The following is an 18167-nucleotide window of genomic DNA, read 5'->3' as shown; positions in this document are numbered from 1 at the left end:
TCACAGGATAGATGGGCGGCCCTGAACTCGAACATCTGATCGGCCTGTTTTCGCGCCTGCCGGGGCTGGGGCCGCGCAGCGCGCGGCGCATCGTGCTGAAGCTGCTGCGTGACAAGGAAGGCGGGCTGGCCAAGCTCGCCAGCGCCATGCAGGATGCGGCCAATGCGGTGCGCAGCTGCTCGCTCTGCGGCAATCTCGACTCCTCCGACCCCTGCGCCATCTGCGCCGCGCCTTTGCGTGAGGCGCGGATCTGCGTGGTCGAAGGGGTGGCGGATCTCTGGGCGCTGGAGCGCGCCCATGTTTATCGCGGCAAATACCATGTGCTGGGCGGCACACTCTCCGCCCTGGCCGGGCGCGGCCCGGAAGACCTCGCCATCGCCCCGCTTCTGGCCCGGCTGGAAGCGGAGCCGGTGGAGGAAATCATCCTGGCTTTGCCCGCGACGGTGGAAGGGGCGGCCACCGCCCATTACCTCACCGAGCGGCTGAAACGCTTTCGCGTGCCGCTCTCCCGCCTCGCCCAGGGCGTGCCCATCGGCGGCGCGCTGGAAGTGCTGGATGAAGGCACGCTGGCAACGGCATTGCGGGCACGCGGCGCCGCCAACTAACTGAAAAAATTGCAAAAGTTTTTTGGTGCCGCTTTTTTACAAAAAAGCGGCGAAAACGTTTGGGGCGCTGGCAACGCCGCTGCCACCCCCCAAACCTTCGTGGGGACTTTTTGAAAAAAGCCCCCACACCCCCAAAAACTTTTGCAAATAACAGATCTGGAAAATTCTTCGCGCCCCGTTTAACAGGCCCTATGAGCACGCTCGACCCCACCGACTGGTCCTCCCTCCGCGCCCTCGGGCACCAGATGCTCGACGACATGATGGACCATCTCGCCAGCATCCGCACCCAGCCCGTCTGGCAGAAGATGCCGGAGGATGTGCGTCAGGGCTTCACCGCCCCCCTGCCCACCACCGGCACGCCGCCCGAAGCCCTGTATGAGCGCTTCCAGGCCGATATCCAGCCTTACGTCACCGGCAATCTGCATCCGCGCTTCATGGGTTGGGTGCATGGCGGCGGCAATCCGGTCTCCATGCTGGCGGAGCTGCTGGCCGGGGCGATGAACGCCAATTGCGGCGGGCGCGACCATGTCGGCATCGCGGTGGAGCGCCAGGTCATCGCCTGGGCGGCGCAGATGCTGGGGATGCCGGCCGGCACCTCCGGCGTGCTGCTCACCGGCTCCTCGATGGCGAATTTCTGCGCCCTGCTCTGCGCCCGCCAGAAGGCGCTGGGCGAGGCCGGGCACGAGACGGGCGTCAGCTTCAGCAAGCTCGTCGCCTATGCCTCGGCGGGGGTGCATCGCTGCGTCACCGGGGCGATGGACATGGCCGGGCTCGGCCGCACGGCCTTGCGTAAAATCCCGCTGGACGCGCAGATGCGCATGGACATGGCCGCGCTGCGCGCCGCCATCGCGGCGGACAAGGCAGCCGGCCTCACCCCCTTCCTCATCGCCGCCACCGCCGGCAGCGTCGATACCGGCGCCTTCGACGATCTGATCGAGGCCCGCCGCATCGCCGATGCGCACGGGCTCTGGTTCCATGTCGACGGTGCATTCGGCGCCCTGGCCGCGCTCTCGCCGGCCAAGCGGCATCTGGTGGAGGGGCTGGGGGCGGCCGATTCCATCGCCTTCGATTTCCATAAATGGGCGCAGGTGACCTATTCCTGCGGCTGCCTGCTGGTGCGCGACGCCGCCATCCACAACGCAACCTTCGCCCAGGCCACCAGCTACCTCGCCGCCGCCCCGCGCGGCCTCGCCGGCGGCTTTCCCTGGCCGTGCGATCTCGGGCCGGATCTTTCGCGCGGCTTCTCCGCCCTGAAAGTCTGGATGAGCCTCAGCGCCTACGGCACCGAGGGTCTGGCCGGCGTGGTTGAAAATAGCTGCGCCCTGGCCCAGCGCCTGGCCGCGCATGTGCTGGCCGCGCCGCGCCTGACCCTGCTCAGCCCCCCGGCGCTCAACATCGTCTGCTTCGCCATCGAGGGCTATAGTGACCAGCAGCTCACGGATCTGGTCGCGGATCTACAGGAGGACGGCCTCTTCGCCCCCTCCACCACCAGCATCGCAGGCTGCACCGCCATACGCTGCGCCATCGTCAATCACCGCACCAACGAGGCCGATATCGACGCGCTGGTGGAGGAAATCCTGCGCCGTATCGGCGTCAAAACCCTGGCGGCCGCGCAGCTTTAGAGCTTGTTTTAGCGAGCAATTTCATGTGTTTATTTTGACGCTGGCGCGTCAACCTAAACACATATTGCTCTAAGCGCCGCTGCGCGTCTTCGCGAAGCGGCGTAAAAACCTTTACGCCTCGTGCTTCAGCCTGACCGCGATGCTTTGCGCATGTGCCGTCAGCCCCTCGGCCTTGGCCAGCGTCACCGCATGCGGCCCCAGCGCCTTCAGCCCGGCCTCCGGCACCGCCGCATAGGTGGTGCGCTTGAGGAAATCATAGACCGAGAGCCCGGAGGCAAAGCGCGCCGTGCCCGAGGTCGGCAGCACATGGTTCGGCCCGATAATATAATCGCCCATCGCCTCGGGCGTATTGCGGCCCAGGAACACCGCCCCGGCATGGCGCACCTTGGCGAAAACCGGCTGCGGGTCCGCCAGCATCAGCTGCAGATGCTCCGGCGCGATGCGGTTGGAAATCTCCACCGCCTCATCCCAGTCGCGCACCAGAATGATCGCCCCATGCCGCGCCCAGCTCGCCGCGGCGATGTCCCGGCGCGGCAGGCTCTCCAGCGCGCGCGCGACCTCGCGCTCCACCCGCGCCGCCAGCTCTGCATCATCGGTGACCAGGATGGATTGCGCATCCTCATCATGCTCGGCCTGGGCCAGCAGATCATAAGCCAGCTGCACCGGGTCGGCGCTGGCATCGGCGAGGATCAGCACCTCGGACGGGCCGGCGATGGAATCGATCCCCACCGCCCCGAACACCTGCCGCTTCGCCTCCGCCACATAGGCATTGCCGGGGCCGACAATCCGGTCCACCCGCGCGATGCTGGCGGTGCCATAGGCCAAAGCCGCCACCGCCTGCGCCCCGCCGACGCGGTAAATCTCGGTAATCCCCGCCGCATTCGCCGCCGCCAGCACATGCGGGTTCAGCACCCCGCCAGGGGCCGGCACCACCATGGCGATGCGCTTCACCCCCGCCACCTTGGCCGGCATCGCATTCATCAGCACGGAGGACGGATAGGCCGCCTTGCCGCCGGGCACATACAGCCCGACCGCATCCAAAGCCCCCCAGCGCATCCCGGCGGTAATGCCGAGATCGTCAGTGAACTCGATATCGCGCGGCATCTGCGCCATGTGGAAGGTCTCGATCCGCCGCGCGGCGATCTTCAACGCCTCGCGCAATGCTTTCGGCGTCTGCGCCTCGGCCGCATCCAGCTCGGCATCGCTCACCCGCAGGCCGGACGCCGCCAGCGCCTGCTTGTCGAAGCGCGCGGTATAATCCAGCAGCGCCGCATCGCCCTCTTCGCGCACCCGCTCAATGATCGCGCGCACCACGCCGGAGAGATTCTCCTCCCCCTGCGGCCGCGCCAGCAGCGCGCTGAAACGGCGCTCGAAATCATCCTGTCCGGTGGAGAAAATCTTCATGCCGCCAATGCCTTCCGAAACGCCTCGATCCAGGCGCCGATCTCATCCGGCCGCGTCTTCAGCGCCACCCGGTTGACGATCAGCTTCGAGGAGACCTGCGCGATCACATCCGTCTCCACCAGCCCGTTGGCCTTCAACGTGCTGCCAGTCTGCACCAGATCGACGATCAGCCGCGACAGCCCCAGCCCGGGGGCGAGCTCCATCGAGCCGGACAGCTCGACAATCTCCGCCTGAATGCCCCGCCGGGCGAAATGCCGCTTGGCCGTGTTGGGATATTTGCTGGCCACGCGCAGGGCCGAGACCCGGGAGAGGTCGGTCTGCCCGGCATCGTCCTTCGGCTCGGCCACGGAGATGCGGCATTTGCCGATGCCCAGATCCAGCGGCGCGTAAACCTCCGGATAATCGAACTCCATCAACACATCGCCGCCGCAAATGCCGATCTCCGCCGCCCCGAAGGCAACGAAGGTGGCGACATCGAAGGAGCGCACCCGGATCACATCCACATCCGGATGGCTGGTGGAAAACCGCAGCTTGCGGGAATTCTCATCCGTATATTCCGGCTCCGGCACCAGGCCGGCATGGGCCAGCATGGGGCCGGCCTCCTTCAGGATACGCCCCTTGGGCAATGCGAGCACGATGGACATGGCCGCGCCCATACCATCGCCCCCGCTTCGAGGCTAGCGCGCCCCTCAAAGCAAGGGGAAGAAACGCAAAAGGGCGGATCGGCGCCCCGCGCCCGATCCGCCCTCTCGATATTCGTCCTCGCGGCGCCGCGCCTGGATCAATGTCTCCTGATCAATGCACCAGGGTCGGCAGCATGTCGTTCTGGATGATCGCCGCCGCCGCCAGCTGCGGATTATCAGCGATGGCGATCGGCGTGCCATCGGCGGCGTGAATGGCAAAGGCAGGCCCCTGTTCCGTCACCACCGGCTTCACGAAGGCAATCTCCTCCATTCCCAGCTGGGCCAGCTGGGCGGGCGAGATGTGATGAATGTCCAGGACCGTGCCTGGGACGAAATTGGTCGTGCCGTCATGGTTTTTGATGTTCATCTGTCATCCTTTCGGGCTCCCCGGCGGATTTTTTCGGCCCAGGGTTCCTTTATACGTCATAGTCTCGCGTCGGGATCAGCCCGGCGCTGTCAAATTTCCGTCACATCAACCGTGCTGACCTAAATACCGCGCTGATCTGCATCAGGCGCGCCTTCGTCGTGCCGGCTCAGTCCCCATCCACCATGCGGGTCGGGGCGGTCACCTTGCCCTGGCCGCGCGCGATCGGGATGGTCTTCACCACCGGCTGCGGCACCGGGCGGATCAGATCCACATGCAGCAGGCCATTATCCAGCCACGCGCCCTTTACCTCGATCCCTTCGGCGATCACGAAAGCCCGCTGGAACTGCCGCGCCGCGATGCCCCGGTGCAGGAACACCCGCCCCTGGCCATCGTCAGTCTGGCGCCCACGTATTACTAATTGGTTATCTTCCAGGGTAATTTGCAGGTCATCCATGGTAAATCCGGCCACCGCGAGGGTGATGCGCAGCGAAACCGGGCTGAGCTGCTCGATATTGTAAGGCGGATACCCGTCCGAGGAATTTTTCGCCGCACGCTCGATCATCTGTTCCAGATGATCGAAGCCGAGAAACAAGGGCGAGGTGAAAACGCGTGTCGTCATGGTCAAGGCTCCCCCAAATGAGCGAAGCGGTTAAGGACCCTCGTTCGAGGCATCCGGGTCTTCATGTTGGCACGGTTTCACAGCGATGCAAGAGGGCGCGTTGCAGCCCGCCGCGCGGGGGATTACATGCGTGGCATGTCAGAGACACAAACCGACGCGCCGCTGCTGCCGATCATGATCTATCCCGAATCCGTGCTGCGCAAGGTCGCGCGCGCGGTGCAGCCCGGCGATGCGGACGCGGTGCGCGCTTTGGTGCCCTCGATGTTCGCCACCATGTACAAGGCGCCGGGCATCGGCCTCGCCGCCAACCAGATCAACTCTCTGCTGCGCGTCATCGTCGTCGATGTCGCGCCGAAGGACGAGCCGGCCCCGCTCGCCTTGATCAACCCGGAAATCATCGCCAAGTCCGATGAGCTCGCCACGCAAGAGGAAGGCTGCCTCTCCATCCCCGAGCTCTATGCGGAAATCACCCGCCCGGCGCGGGTGAAGGTGCGCTACCAGGATCTGCAGGGGGTCAAGCAGGAAATCGAGGCCGAGGGGCTGCTCTCCGCCTGCCTGCAGCATGAAATCGACCATCTCAACGGCGTGCTGTTCGTGGATTATCTCTCGGCGCTGAAGCGCAATATGCTGCTGCGCAAGCTGGCCAAGCAGCAGAAGGCCAAAGGCTGAGCGCGATGAAGCTGGCTTTCATGGGCTCGCCGGATTTCGCCGTGCCGGCCCTGCGCGCTTTGGTCGCCGCCGGGCATGAGGTGGCGGTGGTCTATGCGCAGCCGCCCAAGCCGGCCGGGCGCGGCCAGCGCGAAACCCCCTGCCCCGTCCACGCCGCTGGCCTGGAGCTCGGCCTGCCGGTGCGCACCCCGCCGAAACTGCGCCGCAACGAGGAAGAGCTGGGGTTTTTCCGCGCCCTTAATCTCGATGCCGCCATCGTCGCCGCCTATGGGCTGATCCTGCCGCAAGAGTTTCTGGACGCCCCCAAGCGCGGCTGCCTCAACATCCATGGCTCGCTGCTGCCGCGCTGGCGCGGTGCCGCCCCCATCCAGGCCGCCATCGAGGCCGGGGATGAAGAGACCGGCATCACCATCATGCAGATGGAAGCCGGGCTGGATACCGGCCCGATGCTGCGCAAGGGCGCGACCCCGATCGGCCCGCGGGACACCGCCGCCGATCTGCATGACCGCCTGGCCGAAATCGGCGCCAAGCTGATCATCGAGGAGCTTGCCAGCCCGAGCACGCCCGAGGCGCAGGATGACGCGCTCGCCAACTACGCCCCCAAACTCTCCCGCGAGGATGCGCGGCTGGATTTCCGTCTCCCCGCTGTGCAACTGGAGCGGCGCATCCGCGCTTTCTTCCCCTGGCCCGGCGCACTGGCGCTGATGGGGGAGATGGTGCTGAAAATCCTCGCCGCCGAAGTGGTTGAGGGCGAGGGCATCCCCGGCACGCTGCTGGATGATAAGCTCACCATCGCCTGCGGCGAGGGCGCGCTGCGCATCACAAGGCTGCAACGCGCCGGCAAAAACGCCATGTCCACCGCCGATTTCCTGCGCGGCACCAAACTCCCCGAAGGGGCGCGCTTCTATTGACCCTGTGGGCGCTGGAGATCGAGTATGACGGCACCCCCTTCATGGGCTGGCAGCGCCAAAAACACGGGCTCGCCATCCAGCAGGTGATCGAGGAAGCCGCCGCGCGCATCCGCGGCGGGGCGGAGGTCACAGAGGCGATCTCGGCCGGGCGCACCGATGCCGGGGTGCATGCGCTGGCGATGATGGTGCAGATCGAACTGCCGGATTTCACCCCCTACCGCATCCGCGAGGCGATGAATTTTCACCTCAAGCCGCACCCCATCGCGGTGCTGCGCTGCGGGGTGGCGCCGGAGGGCTGGAATGCCCGCTTCTCGGCCAAATCCCGTTCTTACCGCTATGTCATCCTCAACCGCCCGCAACCGCCAACGCTGGAGGTGAACCGCGTCTGGCATGTGAAAACCCGGCTGGATGAGCAGGCCATGCACCGCGCCGCGCAGTATCTGCTCGGCCATCACGATTTCTCCTCCTTCCGCGCCTCCGCCTGCCAGGCGAAAACCCCGATGCGCACGCTGGATTATGTCTCGGTGCATCGCGAGGGCGAGAAAGTGATCATGGAAACCCGCGCCCGCTCTTTCCTGCATCATCAGGTCCGCAACATGATCGGCTCCTTGAAGATGGTCGGCGCGGGCCACTGGCCCGAATCGCGCATGGCGGAAATTTTGGCCGCCCAATCCCGCCCCAAGGCCGGCCAGACCGCCCCCGCGGAAGGGCTGTATTTCACCGGCGTGGCGTACGACCCGCCGCTTGAACTGGCCTGAAGCGCGGGCCAAACTGCCCGCAGGAGTCCTCCATGCCCCACGCCGATTTCGTGCATCTGCGCGTCCATTCCGCCTACTCGCTCTCGGAAGGCGCGATCAAGCCCGACAAGCTGGCGGCGCTGGCCGCCGCCGACAACATGCCGGCGGTGGCGATCACCGATAGTTCCAACATGTTCGGCACGCTGGAATTCACCCAGTACTGTACCAAATCCGGCGTGCAGCCGATCATTGGCTGCCAGCTCGCCCTCACCCGCCCCGGCTTCAACCTGCCGCCGGATCCGGTGGTGGCGCTGGCGCAAACCGAGGCCGGCTACGCCAATCTGCAGAAACTGTCCTCCCTCTCCTTCCTCACTGGCGATGCGGTGAAGCCGCAAATCACCCGCGAGCAGCTTTGCGAATTCAGCGAGGGGCTGTTCCTGCTCACCGGCGGCGCGCTGGGGCCGATCGGCCGGCTGCTGGCGGAGGGCCAGATCGAGGAGGCGCGCGCCTATCTCGCCGCGTTGCAAACCGCTTTTCCGGACCGCCTGGCCATCGAGATCCAGCGCCATGGCGAGCCGGTGGAACAGGCCACCGAGCCCGGCTTTCTGCTCCTGGCGGAGGAATTCGCGCTGCCGCTTGTCGCCACCAATGAATGTTTCTTCGCCAAGCGCGAGATGTATGAGGCGCATGACGCGCTGCTCTGCATCGCCGAAGGCCGGGTGCTGGCGGAGAAAGACCGCCGCCGCGTCACTCCCGAACATTGGTTCAAACCCGCCGCGATGATGCGCGCGCTCTTCGCGGATCTGCCCGATGCCTGCGACAATACGCTGGCCATCGCCCAGAGCTGCACGGTGATGACAAGCACGCGCAAACCGCTGCTGCCGCGCTGCCCGAAAGTCCGCGAAGGCGCCACCGAGGAAGAAACGCTGCGCGCCATGTCCGAGGAAGGGCTGCGCGCCCGCCTGGATTTCGAAAATATCGAAGGCGACGCCCAGAAGGACTATTGGGACCGGCTGGAATTCGAGCTTGGCATCATCGTGCAGATGGGCTTTCCCGGCTACTTCCTGATCGTCGCGGACTTCATCCAATGGGCGAAGGATCACCAGATCCCGGTCGGCCCCGGCCGTGGCTCGGGTGCGGGCTCGCTGGTCGCCTGGGCGCTGCGCATTACGGATTTGAATCCCTTGCGTTACGCCTTGCTGTTCGAGCGTTTTCTCAACCCAGAACGCGTCTCCATGCCGGATTTCGATATCGATTTCTGCCAGGAACGCCGCGATGAGGTCATCAAATACGTCGTCCGCGAATATGGCGCGGACCAGGTGGCGCAGATCATCACCTTCGGTAAGCTGCAGGCCCGCGCCGCGGTGCGCGATGTCGGCCGCGTGCTCGGCCTGCCCTATGGCCAGGTCAACAAGGTCGCGGAGCTGATCCCCAACAACCCGGCCAAGCCGGTCACATTGAAAGAAGCCATCGAAGGCGAGCCGAAACTGCAGGACATGCGCGATTCGGACGAGGCGCTGGCCAGGCTGATGGAAATCGCCCAGCAGATCGAAGGCCTCTACCGCCATGCCTCCACGCACGCCGCCGGCGTGGTCATCGGCGACCGCGAGCTGGTGAAGCTGGTGCCGCTTTATAAAGATCCGCGCTCGGATCTTCTCGTCACCCAATATTCGATGAAATATGTCGAACAGGTCGGGCTGGTGAAGTTCGACTTCCTCGGCCTCACCACGCTGACCATCATCGATCGCTGCCTGAATTTCATGCGCCAGCAGGGGGTGGAGCTGGACATCTCCAAAATCCCGCTCGACGACAAGAAAACCTACGACATGATCAGCCGGGCGGACACCGCCGGCGTGTTCACCTTCGAAACCGCCGCCTTCCGCGGCGCGCTGGCGCAGATGCGCCCGGACCGGTTCGAGGATCTGGTCGCCATCCAGGCCCTCAACCGTCCCGGCCCGATGGCCAACATCCCCGATTATTGCGACCGCAAACGCGGCGCGCCCTGGGAGGCGCCTGACCCCTCCATCCATCACATCCTGGCCGAGACCAACGGCATCATCGTCTATCAGGAACAGGTGATGCAGATCGCCCAGGCGATGGCCGGCTACACGCTGGCCGGGGCTGACCTGTTGCGCCGCGCCATGGGCAAGAAAATCCGCGCCGAGATGGACACGCAGCGCGAGATTTTCCTGAAGGGCGCCACGGAGAAAGGCTTCACGCCTGAGAAGGCCAACGAGATTTTCGACCTGATGGCGAAATTCGCTGATTACGGCTTCAACAAATCCCACGCCGCCGCCTACGCGCTGGTCTCCTACCAGACCGCCTATCTGCGCGCCAACCATCCGGTGGCCTTCATCGCCGCCTGCATGTCGCTCTCCATCGCCAACACCGAGAAGGTGGCGCTGCTGCGCGGCGATGCGATGAAGAACGGCATCAAGGTGCTGCCGCCGGATGTGAATAAATCCGGCCCGGATTTCCAGGTGGAGTTGCAGGAGGATGGCAGCTACGCCATCCGCTTCGCGCTCGGCGCCATCAAGCGCATCGGCATGGGGGCGATGGAGGAGCTCGTCAAAGCCCGTGGTGACAAGCCGTTCAAATCCATCGACGATTTCGCCGCCCGGATCGATCCGAAAACCCTCACCCGCGCGCAGCTCGAGATCCTCGCCAAGGCCGGCGCATTCGAGTGCCTGGATCAGAACCGCCAGCGCATCTTCGGCGCCGCGGAGATGATCATGCGCACCGCCCAGACCGGCGCGGCGGAGCGCGAAAGCGGGCAGATCGGCCTGTTCGGCGGCGGCGAGCCGGAGAAAATCCGCCTGCCCCAAGGGCCGGACTGGCCGGAGAGCGAGCGCCTGGCCTTCGAGGCCGAGGCGATCGGCTTTCATATCTCCGCCCATCCGCTGGACATGTACGCCCAGGCGCTGAAACGCCTCGACGTCACCCCCTCCGGCCACATCCAACGCAAGGCCGAAAGCGGCACCGCGCGCGTCAAACTCGCCGGCACGGTGGGGGCGAAGAAAGAGCGCATCACCCGCACCGGCAGCCGGATGATGTGGCTCACTCTGTCGGACATGCAGGGCAGCTTCGAAGTCACGCTCTTCTCCGAGGTGCTCAACCGCTCCCGCGAAATGCTGGAGGAAGGCACCGCTTTGCTGGTCTCCGCCGAAGCCAAGCTGGACGGCGAATCGCTGCGCCTGACCGCCAACGACATCCAGCTGCTCGACAATGCCGCCCGCGATGCCGGGGCAGGCCTGAAAATCTGGCTGGACCGCGAAGACGCCGTGCCCTCGCTGAAAGCCCTGCTGGAGCGCGAGGGGCGCGGCAAGGGCCAGGTCATCCTGCTGCCCAAAACCGGCACGCCGGCGCGCCCGGAGCTGCGCCTGCCCGGCGGCTTCAACGTCTCCCCGCGTTTGGCCCAGGCGGTGAAGCTGGTTCCGGGGGTGGAGCTGGTGGAGGATGCGTGAGGAGCCTCCTGATACCGCCTTCACACTGAATTAACCCCGCCTCGTCATCTTTCCCTCTCCGCAAACGGCACAAGATCGCCTAAATGGGAGGCAGAAAAGGTGACAAAAAATGCGTGAAACGCCCAAAGACCAGGCGAATAAGTCCAACGCCGCTCGCCAAACTGCCACCAAGCCTTTGAAATCAAAGGTTCTATCAGCACCCAGCCCGGATCCGCGCCTGGTTCCCTCCGGCACGCCGCTGATCTCCTACCTCGCCGCCGCCGCGCTATTCGTGGCGCTGATGCTCTGTGCGCGCCTCACCCACCAGCCACCCGCCCCCGGGCAATTGCTGGTGATGCCCGCCGGCGCGGCGGACAAAGCCAGCGGCCACCAGCCGGCTCTGCCCAACCAACTCACCGCCCGCATCCTCACCAGCGCCCTGGCCGCCCCCGGCCAGGCCTGCACGATTTCCGAGGCCGCCTTGCGCCAAGGCGGCGGCAGCTTCTCCAGCCTCGCCACCCGGCCGGACGGCGTGGTGCTGGCCTGGGCCGGCGCCGCCACCGCCGCGAGCTCGCCATGCCCCGCCGGCACGAAGCTGCTGCTGACCCGCGACGACTGGCAGACCCTGCAAAACTGGCCGCCCGCTCCGGGTTATCGTCACTGAATATATACAGAGTATTTTCAAAGGGCGGCGCTCAACATCGTCCAACTGGCGCTTGACGGCACTCTCTGACGCGCGATGATGCGCCAACAGACCATTCTGGAGCCGCCTATGCCTCGCCTTTCACGCCGTGCGCTGCTCGCCGCCGGCACCGCCCTGGCATTGGCGGGCATCGCCCGGGCCGCCCGCCCTTATATCACCCCGCGCCCCATCACGGTTCCCGACCAGAAGCTCGCCTTCCCGGCCCGCCCCTTCACCGAAACGCTTTGGGGCCAGCGCGTCTCCGACCCGTATCGCTGGATGGAGGCAGAGGACGCGCAATGGCGCGCCTGCACGGCCTCCCAGGCCGCCTATGCGGAAGCGGTGCTCTCCCGCATCCCCGGCCGCGACAGCCTGGCCGCCGCCATCGCCGAAAATTCCGGCGCGCTCACCCTCGTCGCCGGGCTGCAGACCGGCGGCAGGCTGATCTTCACCGAACGCCGCCCGCCCGACGCGCAAACCACCCGCCTCTATGTCCGCGACGGGCAAAATGGCGCCGACCGGCTGCTGCTGGACCCGATGCGCTTCTCCACCCCATCCAGCCACGCCGCGCTGGATTGGTGGCAGGCTTCGCCGGACGGCACGCATCTGGTCTTCGGCATCTCCCAAGGCGGCTCGGAACATTCAGTACTGCGGCTGCTGGAGGTCTCAAGCGGCCAGATCGCGCCTCTGGCCCTCACCCGCACGGACGATGCCAACCCCAGCTGGCTGCCCGATGGCTCCGGCTTCTTCTATACCCGCAACCAGGACGTCCCCATCGACGATCCGCGCTATGAGGAAAATTCCAGCGCCTGGCTGCATCTACTGAATGGTGGCGAGGAGCGCCGGCTGCTCGGGCCGGGCCTGTCCCCTGGCATCGCCCTCACCCCGATCGACAGCCCCACCCTCATCGCCACGCCGGGCTCGGATCTGATCATCGCGCAGATCAATGAAGGCGTGCGCAATGAGATCGCGCTCTATTTCACCCGCCTGCCCGCTCTGCTGGCCGGCACGCCGGACTGGCGGCCGATCTGCGAACAAGCCGATCAGGTGACGGATTTCGCCGTGCGCGGCGAGGAGATTTTCCTGCTCACCCACAAGCACGCCTCGCATTACCGGGTGGTGAAGGTCAGCGCCGCCGCCCCGCATTTCGCCGACGCGCGGGAGGTCGTGCCCACCGGCCGCCCGGTCATCCGCGCCATCATGGCGGCGAAAAACGGGCTTTATCTGATCGACCGCGATGCCGGCCTGGCGGGGCTGCGACATCTCGGCGATGACGGCAAACTCACAACACTCGCCTTGCCCTTTCCCGGCGCGCTCGACCCCGATCTGGCGTTTTCCATTCCCACCCAGGAGGGCTTGTGGTTCCCGCTGGAAGGCTGGGTGCGCCCGTGCGTCTTCTGCCATGCCGACGCCGATGGCCATATTTCTGAAACCGGCCTCGCCCCGCAGCCGGGCATCGACGTCTCCGCCTATACCACCGAAACCCTGCTGGCGCCGGCGCGCGATGGCGTGCATGTGCCGCTCTCGCTGCTCTACCGCAAGGGCCTGACGCGCGACGGTTCGGCGACGCTGCTGATGGAAGCCTACGGCGCCTACGGCATCGCGCTGGATCCGGAATTCATGGGGCGCTGGCTGCCGTTTCTGGATCAGGGCGCGGTGTTCGCGGTGGCGCATGTGCGCGGCGGCGGCGAGCTGGGCGAGGATTGGCATCTGGCCGGGATGAAGGCGCAGAAATATCACAGCTGGCAGGATGCGGAGGATTGCGCGCTGCATCTCATCGATCAGGGCTATTGCGGCCATCGCACGCTGGGGGTGGTCGGCGGCTCGGCCGGGGGCATCACGGTCGGGCGGCTGCTGACCGAGCGGCCGGAGCTGGCGGCGGTGGCGATTTCCATGGTCGGCGTTTCGGACCCGTTGCGCGCCGAATTCTCCCCCAACGGCCCGCCCAATATTCCAGAATTCGGCAGCGTCAAAACCGAACGCGGCTTTCACGATCTGTTCGCGATGGATGCCTACCAGCATGTGCATGACGGGGTGGATTACCCCGCGGTGCTGCTCACCACCGGGTTGCATGACCCGCGCGTCTCGCCCTGGGAGGCGACGAAGATGGCCGCCCGGCTGCAGGCGGCCACCGCCTCCAAGAACCCGATCCTGCTGCGGGTGGAGGATGATGGCGGCCACGGCTTCGGCGCCACCCGCGCCCAGCGCGACGCCGAGACGGCGGACATCATGGCCTTCACGTTATGGCGCACCGGGCACCCTGGCTTCCAGCCAGGGTAGCAAAAGTTTTTGGTGCCGCTTTTTTCAAAAAGCGGCGAAAACGCTCGGGCATATGCAACGGCGCCGTCAAAACCCCAGGCCTCCTCGCCGCTTTTTTGTAAAAAAGCGGCACCAAAAAACTTTTATAACGCTTTTTCTTCTGGCTGCTTTTCGCCCGCCTCATGCCCCGGCTCGCGCAGCGCCACCGGCATCGCGGTGCGGCGCGGCGGCATGAAGCCATGCGCCAGCTCATGATAAAGCGGACGCGGACAAACCAGCTTCGATGTCCCCAGCCCCAGCATCGAGGCCAGCATCACCGCGATCACCGAGCCGGTATTGCCGGTCATTTCCAGAATGATCACAAACGCCGTCATCGGCGCCTGCACCACGCCGGAGAAATATCCCGCCATGCCCAGCAGCGCGCCGACACTCGCCGCCCGCCCGCCTTCGCCGGCAATCCACGCCCCCAACCCCGCCCCCACCGAGAGCGAGGGCGCGAAAATCCCGCCCGGAATACCCGAGACAGCGGTGATCAGCGTCGCCAGGAATTTCGCCGGCCAGAAATACCAATGCGGCGTAATCCCCTCCACCGCCGCCTTGGCGGTGGCGTAGCCGGTGCCGAAACTGTCGCCCTGGGAGAGAATGCCGAGGATCGCCACCAGCAGCCCGCACATTGCCGGATAGGCCAGCCCGCGCACCCGCCTGTTCACCGCGATCCAGCTTTTCGCCCACAGCCCGATATCCATCATCAACCGGCTGAACAGCCCGCCCAGCAGCCCGCCGGCGCTGCCGCACAGCACCACCATGCCCCAGCCGCCCAGCCCCTGGATGGCCGCGTTGGACGTGCCGAAATAGGTATAATTCCCGGTCAGCCCGAGCGAGACCAGGCCGCCAATGATCACCGTGGTCAGCACGATGCCGTTGGTCTTCACCTCGAAGGAGCGGCTCATCTCCTCGATCGCGAACACCACCCCCGCCAGCGGCGCATTGAAGGCGGCGGCGATGCCCGCGGCCGAGCCGGCCAGGATCAGCCCACGCTCATTCTGCAAGCCGCGCAGCCGCGCCACTTGCAGCATGATCGCCGCCCCCACCTGCACCGTCGGCCCCTCGCGCCCCACCGAGGCGCCGCACATCAGCGCCACCACCGTCAGCCCGATCTTGGCAAAGCACATCCGCACGGAGAGCAGCCGCCGCCTGGCCATGCCGCGCGGAATTTCCCGCGCCGCGATCGCCTGGGGAATGCCGCTGCCCTGCGAGCCTGGAAACACACGCGCCGCCGCCCAGGCGCAAAACGCATAGCCCAAAGGTGTCACCAGCAACGGCGCCAGCCAGAATCGCGAGTCGTAGTGAAAAAATAAATGTTCGGCACCGTCGGCGGCCTGGGCGAACAGCACGCTCACCGCCCCCACCAACAAGGCGCCGCCCCAGAAAGCCGCGCGCCGCCGCCAGAAACGCCCCGCCAGATGGGGCAAACGCCGCATTGGCGTTCCCAGCCTGTAATCCAACCTCTTGCCTCCTGTTCCCAACATCGCTAATAGCCCCTCCACGGATATGGGCACATAGCTCAGCGGTAGAGCACCACCTTGACATGGTGGGGGTCACAGGTTCAATCCCTGTTGTGCCCACCATATCCGGTTTTTCCCTGTAAAATCAGCATATTAGCCTTGCGGCGCGGCCCCCTTATGCGGCCCCGGCCCGGCGGCTTGGCGCCTAAAAACCTTGACGCGGCAAGCGTTGCGGCCCATTTGGGCGCAGGATTTCCCGTTTTTCATCATCGAGGTGTGTTTGTCTAAGGAAGATATGATCGAATTCAGCGGCATGGTCACTGAATTGCTGCCGAATGCCATGTTCCGCGTGAAGCTGGATAATGACCACGAGATTCTCGCCCATACCAGCGGCAAGATGCGCAAGAACCGCATCCGCGTGCTGGCCGGCGACCGCGTGAATGTCGAAATGACCCCGTACGACCTGACCAAGGGCCGGATCACATTCCGCTTCAAGTAATTCTGGCTTCGGCCAGCCCGCGCCGCCTGGCGCTGCTGCGGCAGATCGGCATCGAACCAGCCCGCATCGCCGCCCCGGAGATCGACGAGACGCCCCAGCCGGGCGAAACGCCCCGCGCCTATGCGCGGCGCATGGCGTTGGAGAAGCTGCGCCCTGAGCCGGATGGGTTCGTCATCGCCGCCGACACGGTGGTCGCCGCCGGCCGGCGCATTCTGCATAAAACCGAGTCGCGCGAGGAGGCTGCCGCTTATCTGGCTCTGCTCTCCGGGCGCCGGCACAAGGTGCATAGCGCGGTTGCCGTGCGTGCTCCGGATGGGCGCATCGCCTGCCGGGTGGTCGAGTCGGTGGTCGGCTTCGCTCGGCTCGATGCGCCGCAGCTGCAAAATTATCTCGCCAGCGAGGAATGGCGCGGCAAGGCCGGAGGCTATGCCATCCAGGGCCTGGCCGCCAGCTTCATCGATTACCTCGCCGGCTCCTATTCCGGCGTGGTCGGGCTGCCTCTGCACGAAACCGCCAAATTGCTGCGCGGGCTGGGCTGGCGGTGATCGCCGCCTCGGTGCGCGGCGCGCTGGTGCGCATCGCCCGGCTGTGCGGGGATGAGCTGGTGGAGTTTTACCTCTGGAACCGCGACGATCCGGATGGTGTCGGCGACATTTATACAGCCCGGGTCGATGCCAAGGAGAAGGCGCTGGCGGGCTGTTTCCTGTCCCTCGGCGGTGAGCTGAGCGGCTTCATGCCCGACAGCGCCGGGGCCAAAAGCCTGAATATCGGGGACCATGTCAGCGTCGCCGTCACCCGCGCGGCGCAAGGCGGCAAGGGCCCGCGGCTGAAGGCCCTGCCCCGCCCGCCCGGCGAGACACTCGGCCTGGTCGAACGCGGCCCCGGCCCGCTGCTGGACCTCGCCGCGCGCTGTCCGGATGAGGAGATCGTGCTCGACGATTACCCGCTAATCGCAACGCTACGACCCTTCCTGGATGGCCGCATGCGCCACGATTCCAGGGCCTTCGATGCGGTGCTGGAAGATGAAATCGCAGCGCTCTATGAGCCGGTGGCCGCACTCCCCCATGGCGCCAGGCTGCACATCACCCCCGCCCCGGCCGCGACCTTGCTGGATATCGATGCCGGCGCCGCCAGCCATATGGCGCCTTTGGCGCTGAATGAGGCGATGATCCCCGAAATCGCCCGGCAGATCGTGCTGCGCAATCTCTGCGGCGGCATTTTGATCGATTTCGCCGGGCTGAAGGCAGCCCAGCGTGAGCGGCTGATCGAACCGCTACGATTGGCGCTGCGCGCCGACCCGCTGCGCCCCAATTTGCTCGGCCTGTCGCATCTGGGCTTCGCCGAGCTGTCGCGCCCGCGCATCCGCCCGCCTTTGCATGAGATTTTCCCCCGATGACCTGCCCGATCTGCAACAAGCCCGCGACGCCGGAGCACATGCCTTTCTGCTCGCGCCGCTGTGCCGAGATCGATCTCGGCCGCTGGCTGAATGACAGCTACGCCCTCCCCGCCCCGCCGGAGGACGAGGATGAGGACCAGGAATAGGGTATAACGGGGGCGCTCGCCCCCGTCATTGCTAGGCGGCCTTGCTGCCCTGGTGGGAGTCCAGGAGCTTCAACAGGGCCTTGTTGAAGGCGGGGAGATCGTCAGGGTTACGGGAAGTGACGAGCATGCCGTCCACCACCACCTCCTGATCGACCCATTCCGCCCCGGCATTCTTCAAATCCGTGCGCAAGGAGGGCCAGGAGGTCAGCTTGCGCCCCTTCACCGCCCCGGCCTCGATCAGCGTCCACGGCCCATGGCAGATCGCCGCCACCGGCTTGCCGGCCTGCACGAATTGCCGGATGAAGGCCACGGCTTCCTTGTTGATGCGCAGACTATCCGGGTTGGCCACACCGCCAGGCAGCACCAGCGCGTCGAAATCCTTGGCGTTGGCATGGTCCAGAAGCTGCTCGACCTTCACCTTGTCGCCGGGCTGGTCATGTTTCATGCCCTGGATCTGCCCCTCATGCGGGGCGATCACCACCGGCGTGGCGCCAGCCTCGTGCAAGGCGCGCACCGGCTCGGTCAGTTCGGCCTGCTCGAAGCCGTCAGTCGCCAGCACCGCGATTTTCAGATGTTTCAGATTGCTCATTGCGTCCTCCTGTCTGGGCGGCGATGCCGCC

Annotated in this window: 18 protein-coding genes and 1 tRNA gene; 13 read left to right on the top strand and 6 right to left on the bottom strand. The window is 65.8% G+C overall.

What is annotated here, in order from left to right:
• Positions 1–11 precede the first annotated feature (11 nt).
• Entirely contained in the window at positions 12–605 is a 594-nt protein-coding gene (gene recR, locus ACZ46S_RS17820) for a recombination mediator RecR (protein ID WP_464062817.1), read from the top strand.
• Between the two features lie 191 nt (positions 606–796).
• Positions 797–2227: a pyridoxal phosphate-dependent decarboxylase family protein gene (locus tag ACZ46S_RS17815; RefSeq protein WP_464062816.1), complete on the top strand. Its 1431-nt coding sequence runs from the start codon at positions 797–799 to the stop codon at positions 2225–2227.
• 111 nt (positions 2228–2338) lie between these two features.
• Here ACZ46S_RS17815 and hisD read toward each other — a convergent pair whose 3' ends face one another.
• The 4 genes from hisD to ACZ46S_RS17795 all read right to left on the bottom strand — a co-directional run bounded on the left by hisD (position 2339) and on the right by ACZ46S_RS17795 (position 5300).
• On the bottom strand, positions 2339–3631 hold the full coding sequence (gene hisD / locus ACZ46S_RS17810) for a histidinol dehydrogenase (protein WP_464062815.1): 1293 nt from the start codon (positions 3629–3631) through the stop codon (positions 2339–2341).
• Positions 3628–4275, bottom strand: a complete 648-nt coding sequence (hisG, locus tag ACZ46S_RS17805) for an ATP phosphoribosyltransferase (RefSeq protein ID WP_366516298.1) — start codon at positions 4273–4275, stop codon at positions 3628–3630. The genes hisD and hisG overlap by 4 nt, the downstream gene beginning before the upstream one ends.
• Positions 4276–4426: 151 nt before the next feature.
• Positions 4427–4681 carry a DUF1150 family protein gene (locus tag ACZ46S_RS17800; RefSeq protein ID WP_008492219.1) on the bottom strand — a complete coding sequence of 85 codons (255 nt, stop codon included), beginning with the start codon at positions 4679–4681 and terminating at the stop codon, positions 4427–4429.
• Between the two features lie 166 nt (positions 4682–4847).
• Positions 4848–5300: an Hsp20 family protein gene (locus tag ACZ46S_RS17795; protein ID WP_008492218.1), complete on the bottom strand. Its 453-nt coding sequence runs from the start codon at positions 5298–5300 to the stop codon at positions 4848–4850.
• Between the two features lie 135 nt (positions 5301–5435).
• Here ACZ46S_RS17795 and def point away from each other — a divergent pair, with 135 nt between their 5' ends.
• The 6 genes from def (at position 5436) to ACZ46S_RS17765 (ending at position 14022) form a co-directional block, all read left to right on the top strand.
• Entirely contained in the window at positions 5436–5969 is a 534-nt protein-coding gene (def, locus tag ACZ46S_RS17790; protein ID WP_464062814.1) for a peptide deformylase, read from the top strand.
• Between the two features lie 5 nt (positions 5970–5974).
• Complete coding sequence (fmt, locus tag ACZ46S_RS17785; RefSeq protein WP_464062813.1) at positions 5975–6880, top strand: methionyl-tRNA formyltransferase; 906 nt, start codon at positions 5975–5977, stop codon at positions 6878–6880.
• Positions 6877–7638, top strand: a complete 762-nt coding sequence (gene truA / locus ACZ46S_RS17780; RefSeq protein WP_464062812.1) for a tRNA pseudouridine(38-40) synthase TruA — start codon at positions 6877–6879, stop codon at positions 7636–7638. Before fmt ends, truA begins: the two co-directional genes overlap by 4 nt.
• Positions 7639–7670: 32 nt before the next feature.
• Positions 7671–11081: a DNA polymerase III subunit alpha gene (dnaE, locus tag ACZ46S_RS17775; RefSeq protein ID WP_464062811.1), complete on the top strand. Its 3411-nt coding sequence runs from the start codon at positions 7671–7673 to the stop codon at positions 11079–11081.
• 109 nt (positions 11082–11190) lie between these two features.
• Positions 11191–11724, top strand: a complete 534-nt coding sequence (locus tag ACZ46S_RS17770; protein WP_464062810.1) for a hypothetical protein — start codon at positions 11191–11193, stop codon at positions 11722–11724.
• A gap of 108 nt (positions 11725–11832) precedes the next feature.
• Entirely contained in the window at positions 11833–14022 is a 2190-nt protein-coding gene (locus ACZ46S_RS17765; RefSeq protein ID WP_464062809.1) for a prolyl oligopeptidase family serine peptidase, read from the top strand.
• Positions 14023–14144: 122 nt separating this feature from the next.
• On the opposite strand, the gene ACZ46S_RS17760 is transcribed toward ACZ46S_RS17765, so the two are convergent.
• Entirely contained in the window at positions 14145–15482 is a 1338-nt protein-coding gene (locus tag ACZ46S_RS17760; protein ID WP_464062808.1) for a chloride channel protein, read from the bottom strand.
• A gap of 72 nt (positions 15483–15554) precedes the next feature.
• Between ACZ46S_RS17760 and ACZ46S_RS17755 the strand changes: the two genes are divergently transcribed.
• The 5 genes from ACZ46S_RS17755 (at position 15555) to yacG (ending at position 17547) form a co-directional block, all read left to right on the top strand.
• A tRNA-Val gene (locus tag ACZ46S_RS17755) sits at positions 15555–15629 on the top strand.
• A 157-nt stretch (positions 15630–15786) separates the two neighbouring features.
• Complete coding sequence (infA, locus tag ACZ46S_RS17750; RefSeq protein ID WP_008492208.1) at positions 15787–16005, top strand: translation initiation factor IF-1; 219 nt, start codon at positions 15787–15789, stop codon at positions 16003–16005.
• Complete coding sequence (locus ACZ46S_RS17745; protein WP_464064306.1) at positions 15990–16550, top strand: Maf family protein; 561 nt, start codon at positions 15990–15992, stop codon at positions 16548–16550. Before infA ends, ACZ46S_RS17745 begins: the two co-directional genes overlap by 16 nt.
• Positions 16547–17401, top strand: a complete 855-nt coding sequence (locus tag ACZ46S_RS17740; protein ID WP_464062807.1) for a ribonuclease E/G — start codon at positions 16547–16549, stop codon at positions 17399–17401. Before ACZ46S_RS17745 ends, ACZ46S_RS17740 begins: the two co-directional genes overlap by 4 nt.
• A complete protein-coding gene (gene yacG / locus ACZ46S_RS17735) occupies positions 17398–17547 on the top strand; it encodes a DNA gyrase inhibitor YacG (RefSeq protein ID WP_464062806.1) in 150 nt (49 codons plus the stop codon). The genes ACZ46S_RS17740 and yacG overlap by 4 nt, the downstream gene beginning before the upstream one ends.
• A 31-nt stretch (positions 17548–17578) precedes the next feature.
• On the opposite strand, the gene ACZ46S_RS17730 is transcribed toward yacG, so the two are convergent.
• The gene (locus tag ACZ46S_RS17730) at positions 17579–18136 is read right to left on the bottom strand and encodes a type 1 glutamine amidotransferase domain-containing protein (protein ID WP_464062805.1); all 558 of its coding nucleotides are present in this window, start codon (positions 18134–18136) and stop codon (positions 17579–17581) included.
• Positions 18137–18167: the final 31 nt, after the last annotated feature.

The organism is Acidocella aluminiidurans (assembly GCF_055383125.1).
The sequence above is the reverse complement of the archived record's forward strand: the minus strand, read 5'-3'. Positions and strand labels throughout refer to the sequence as shown.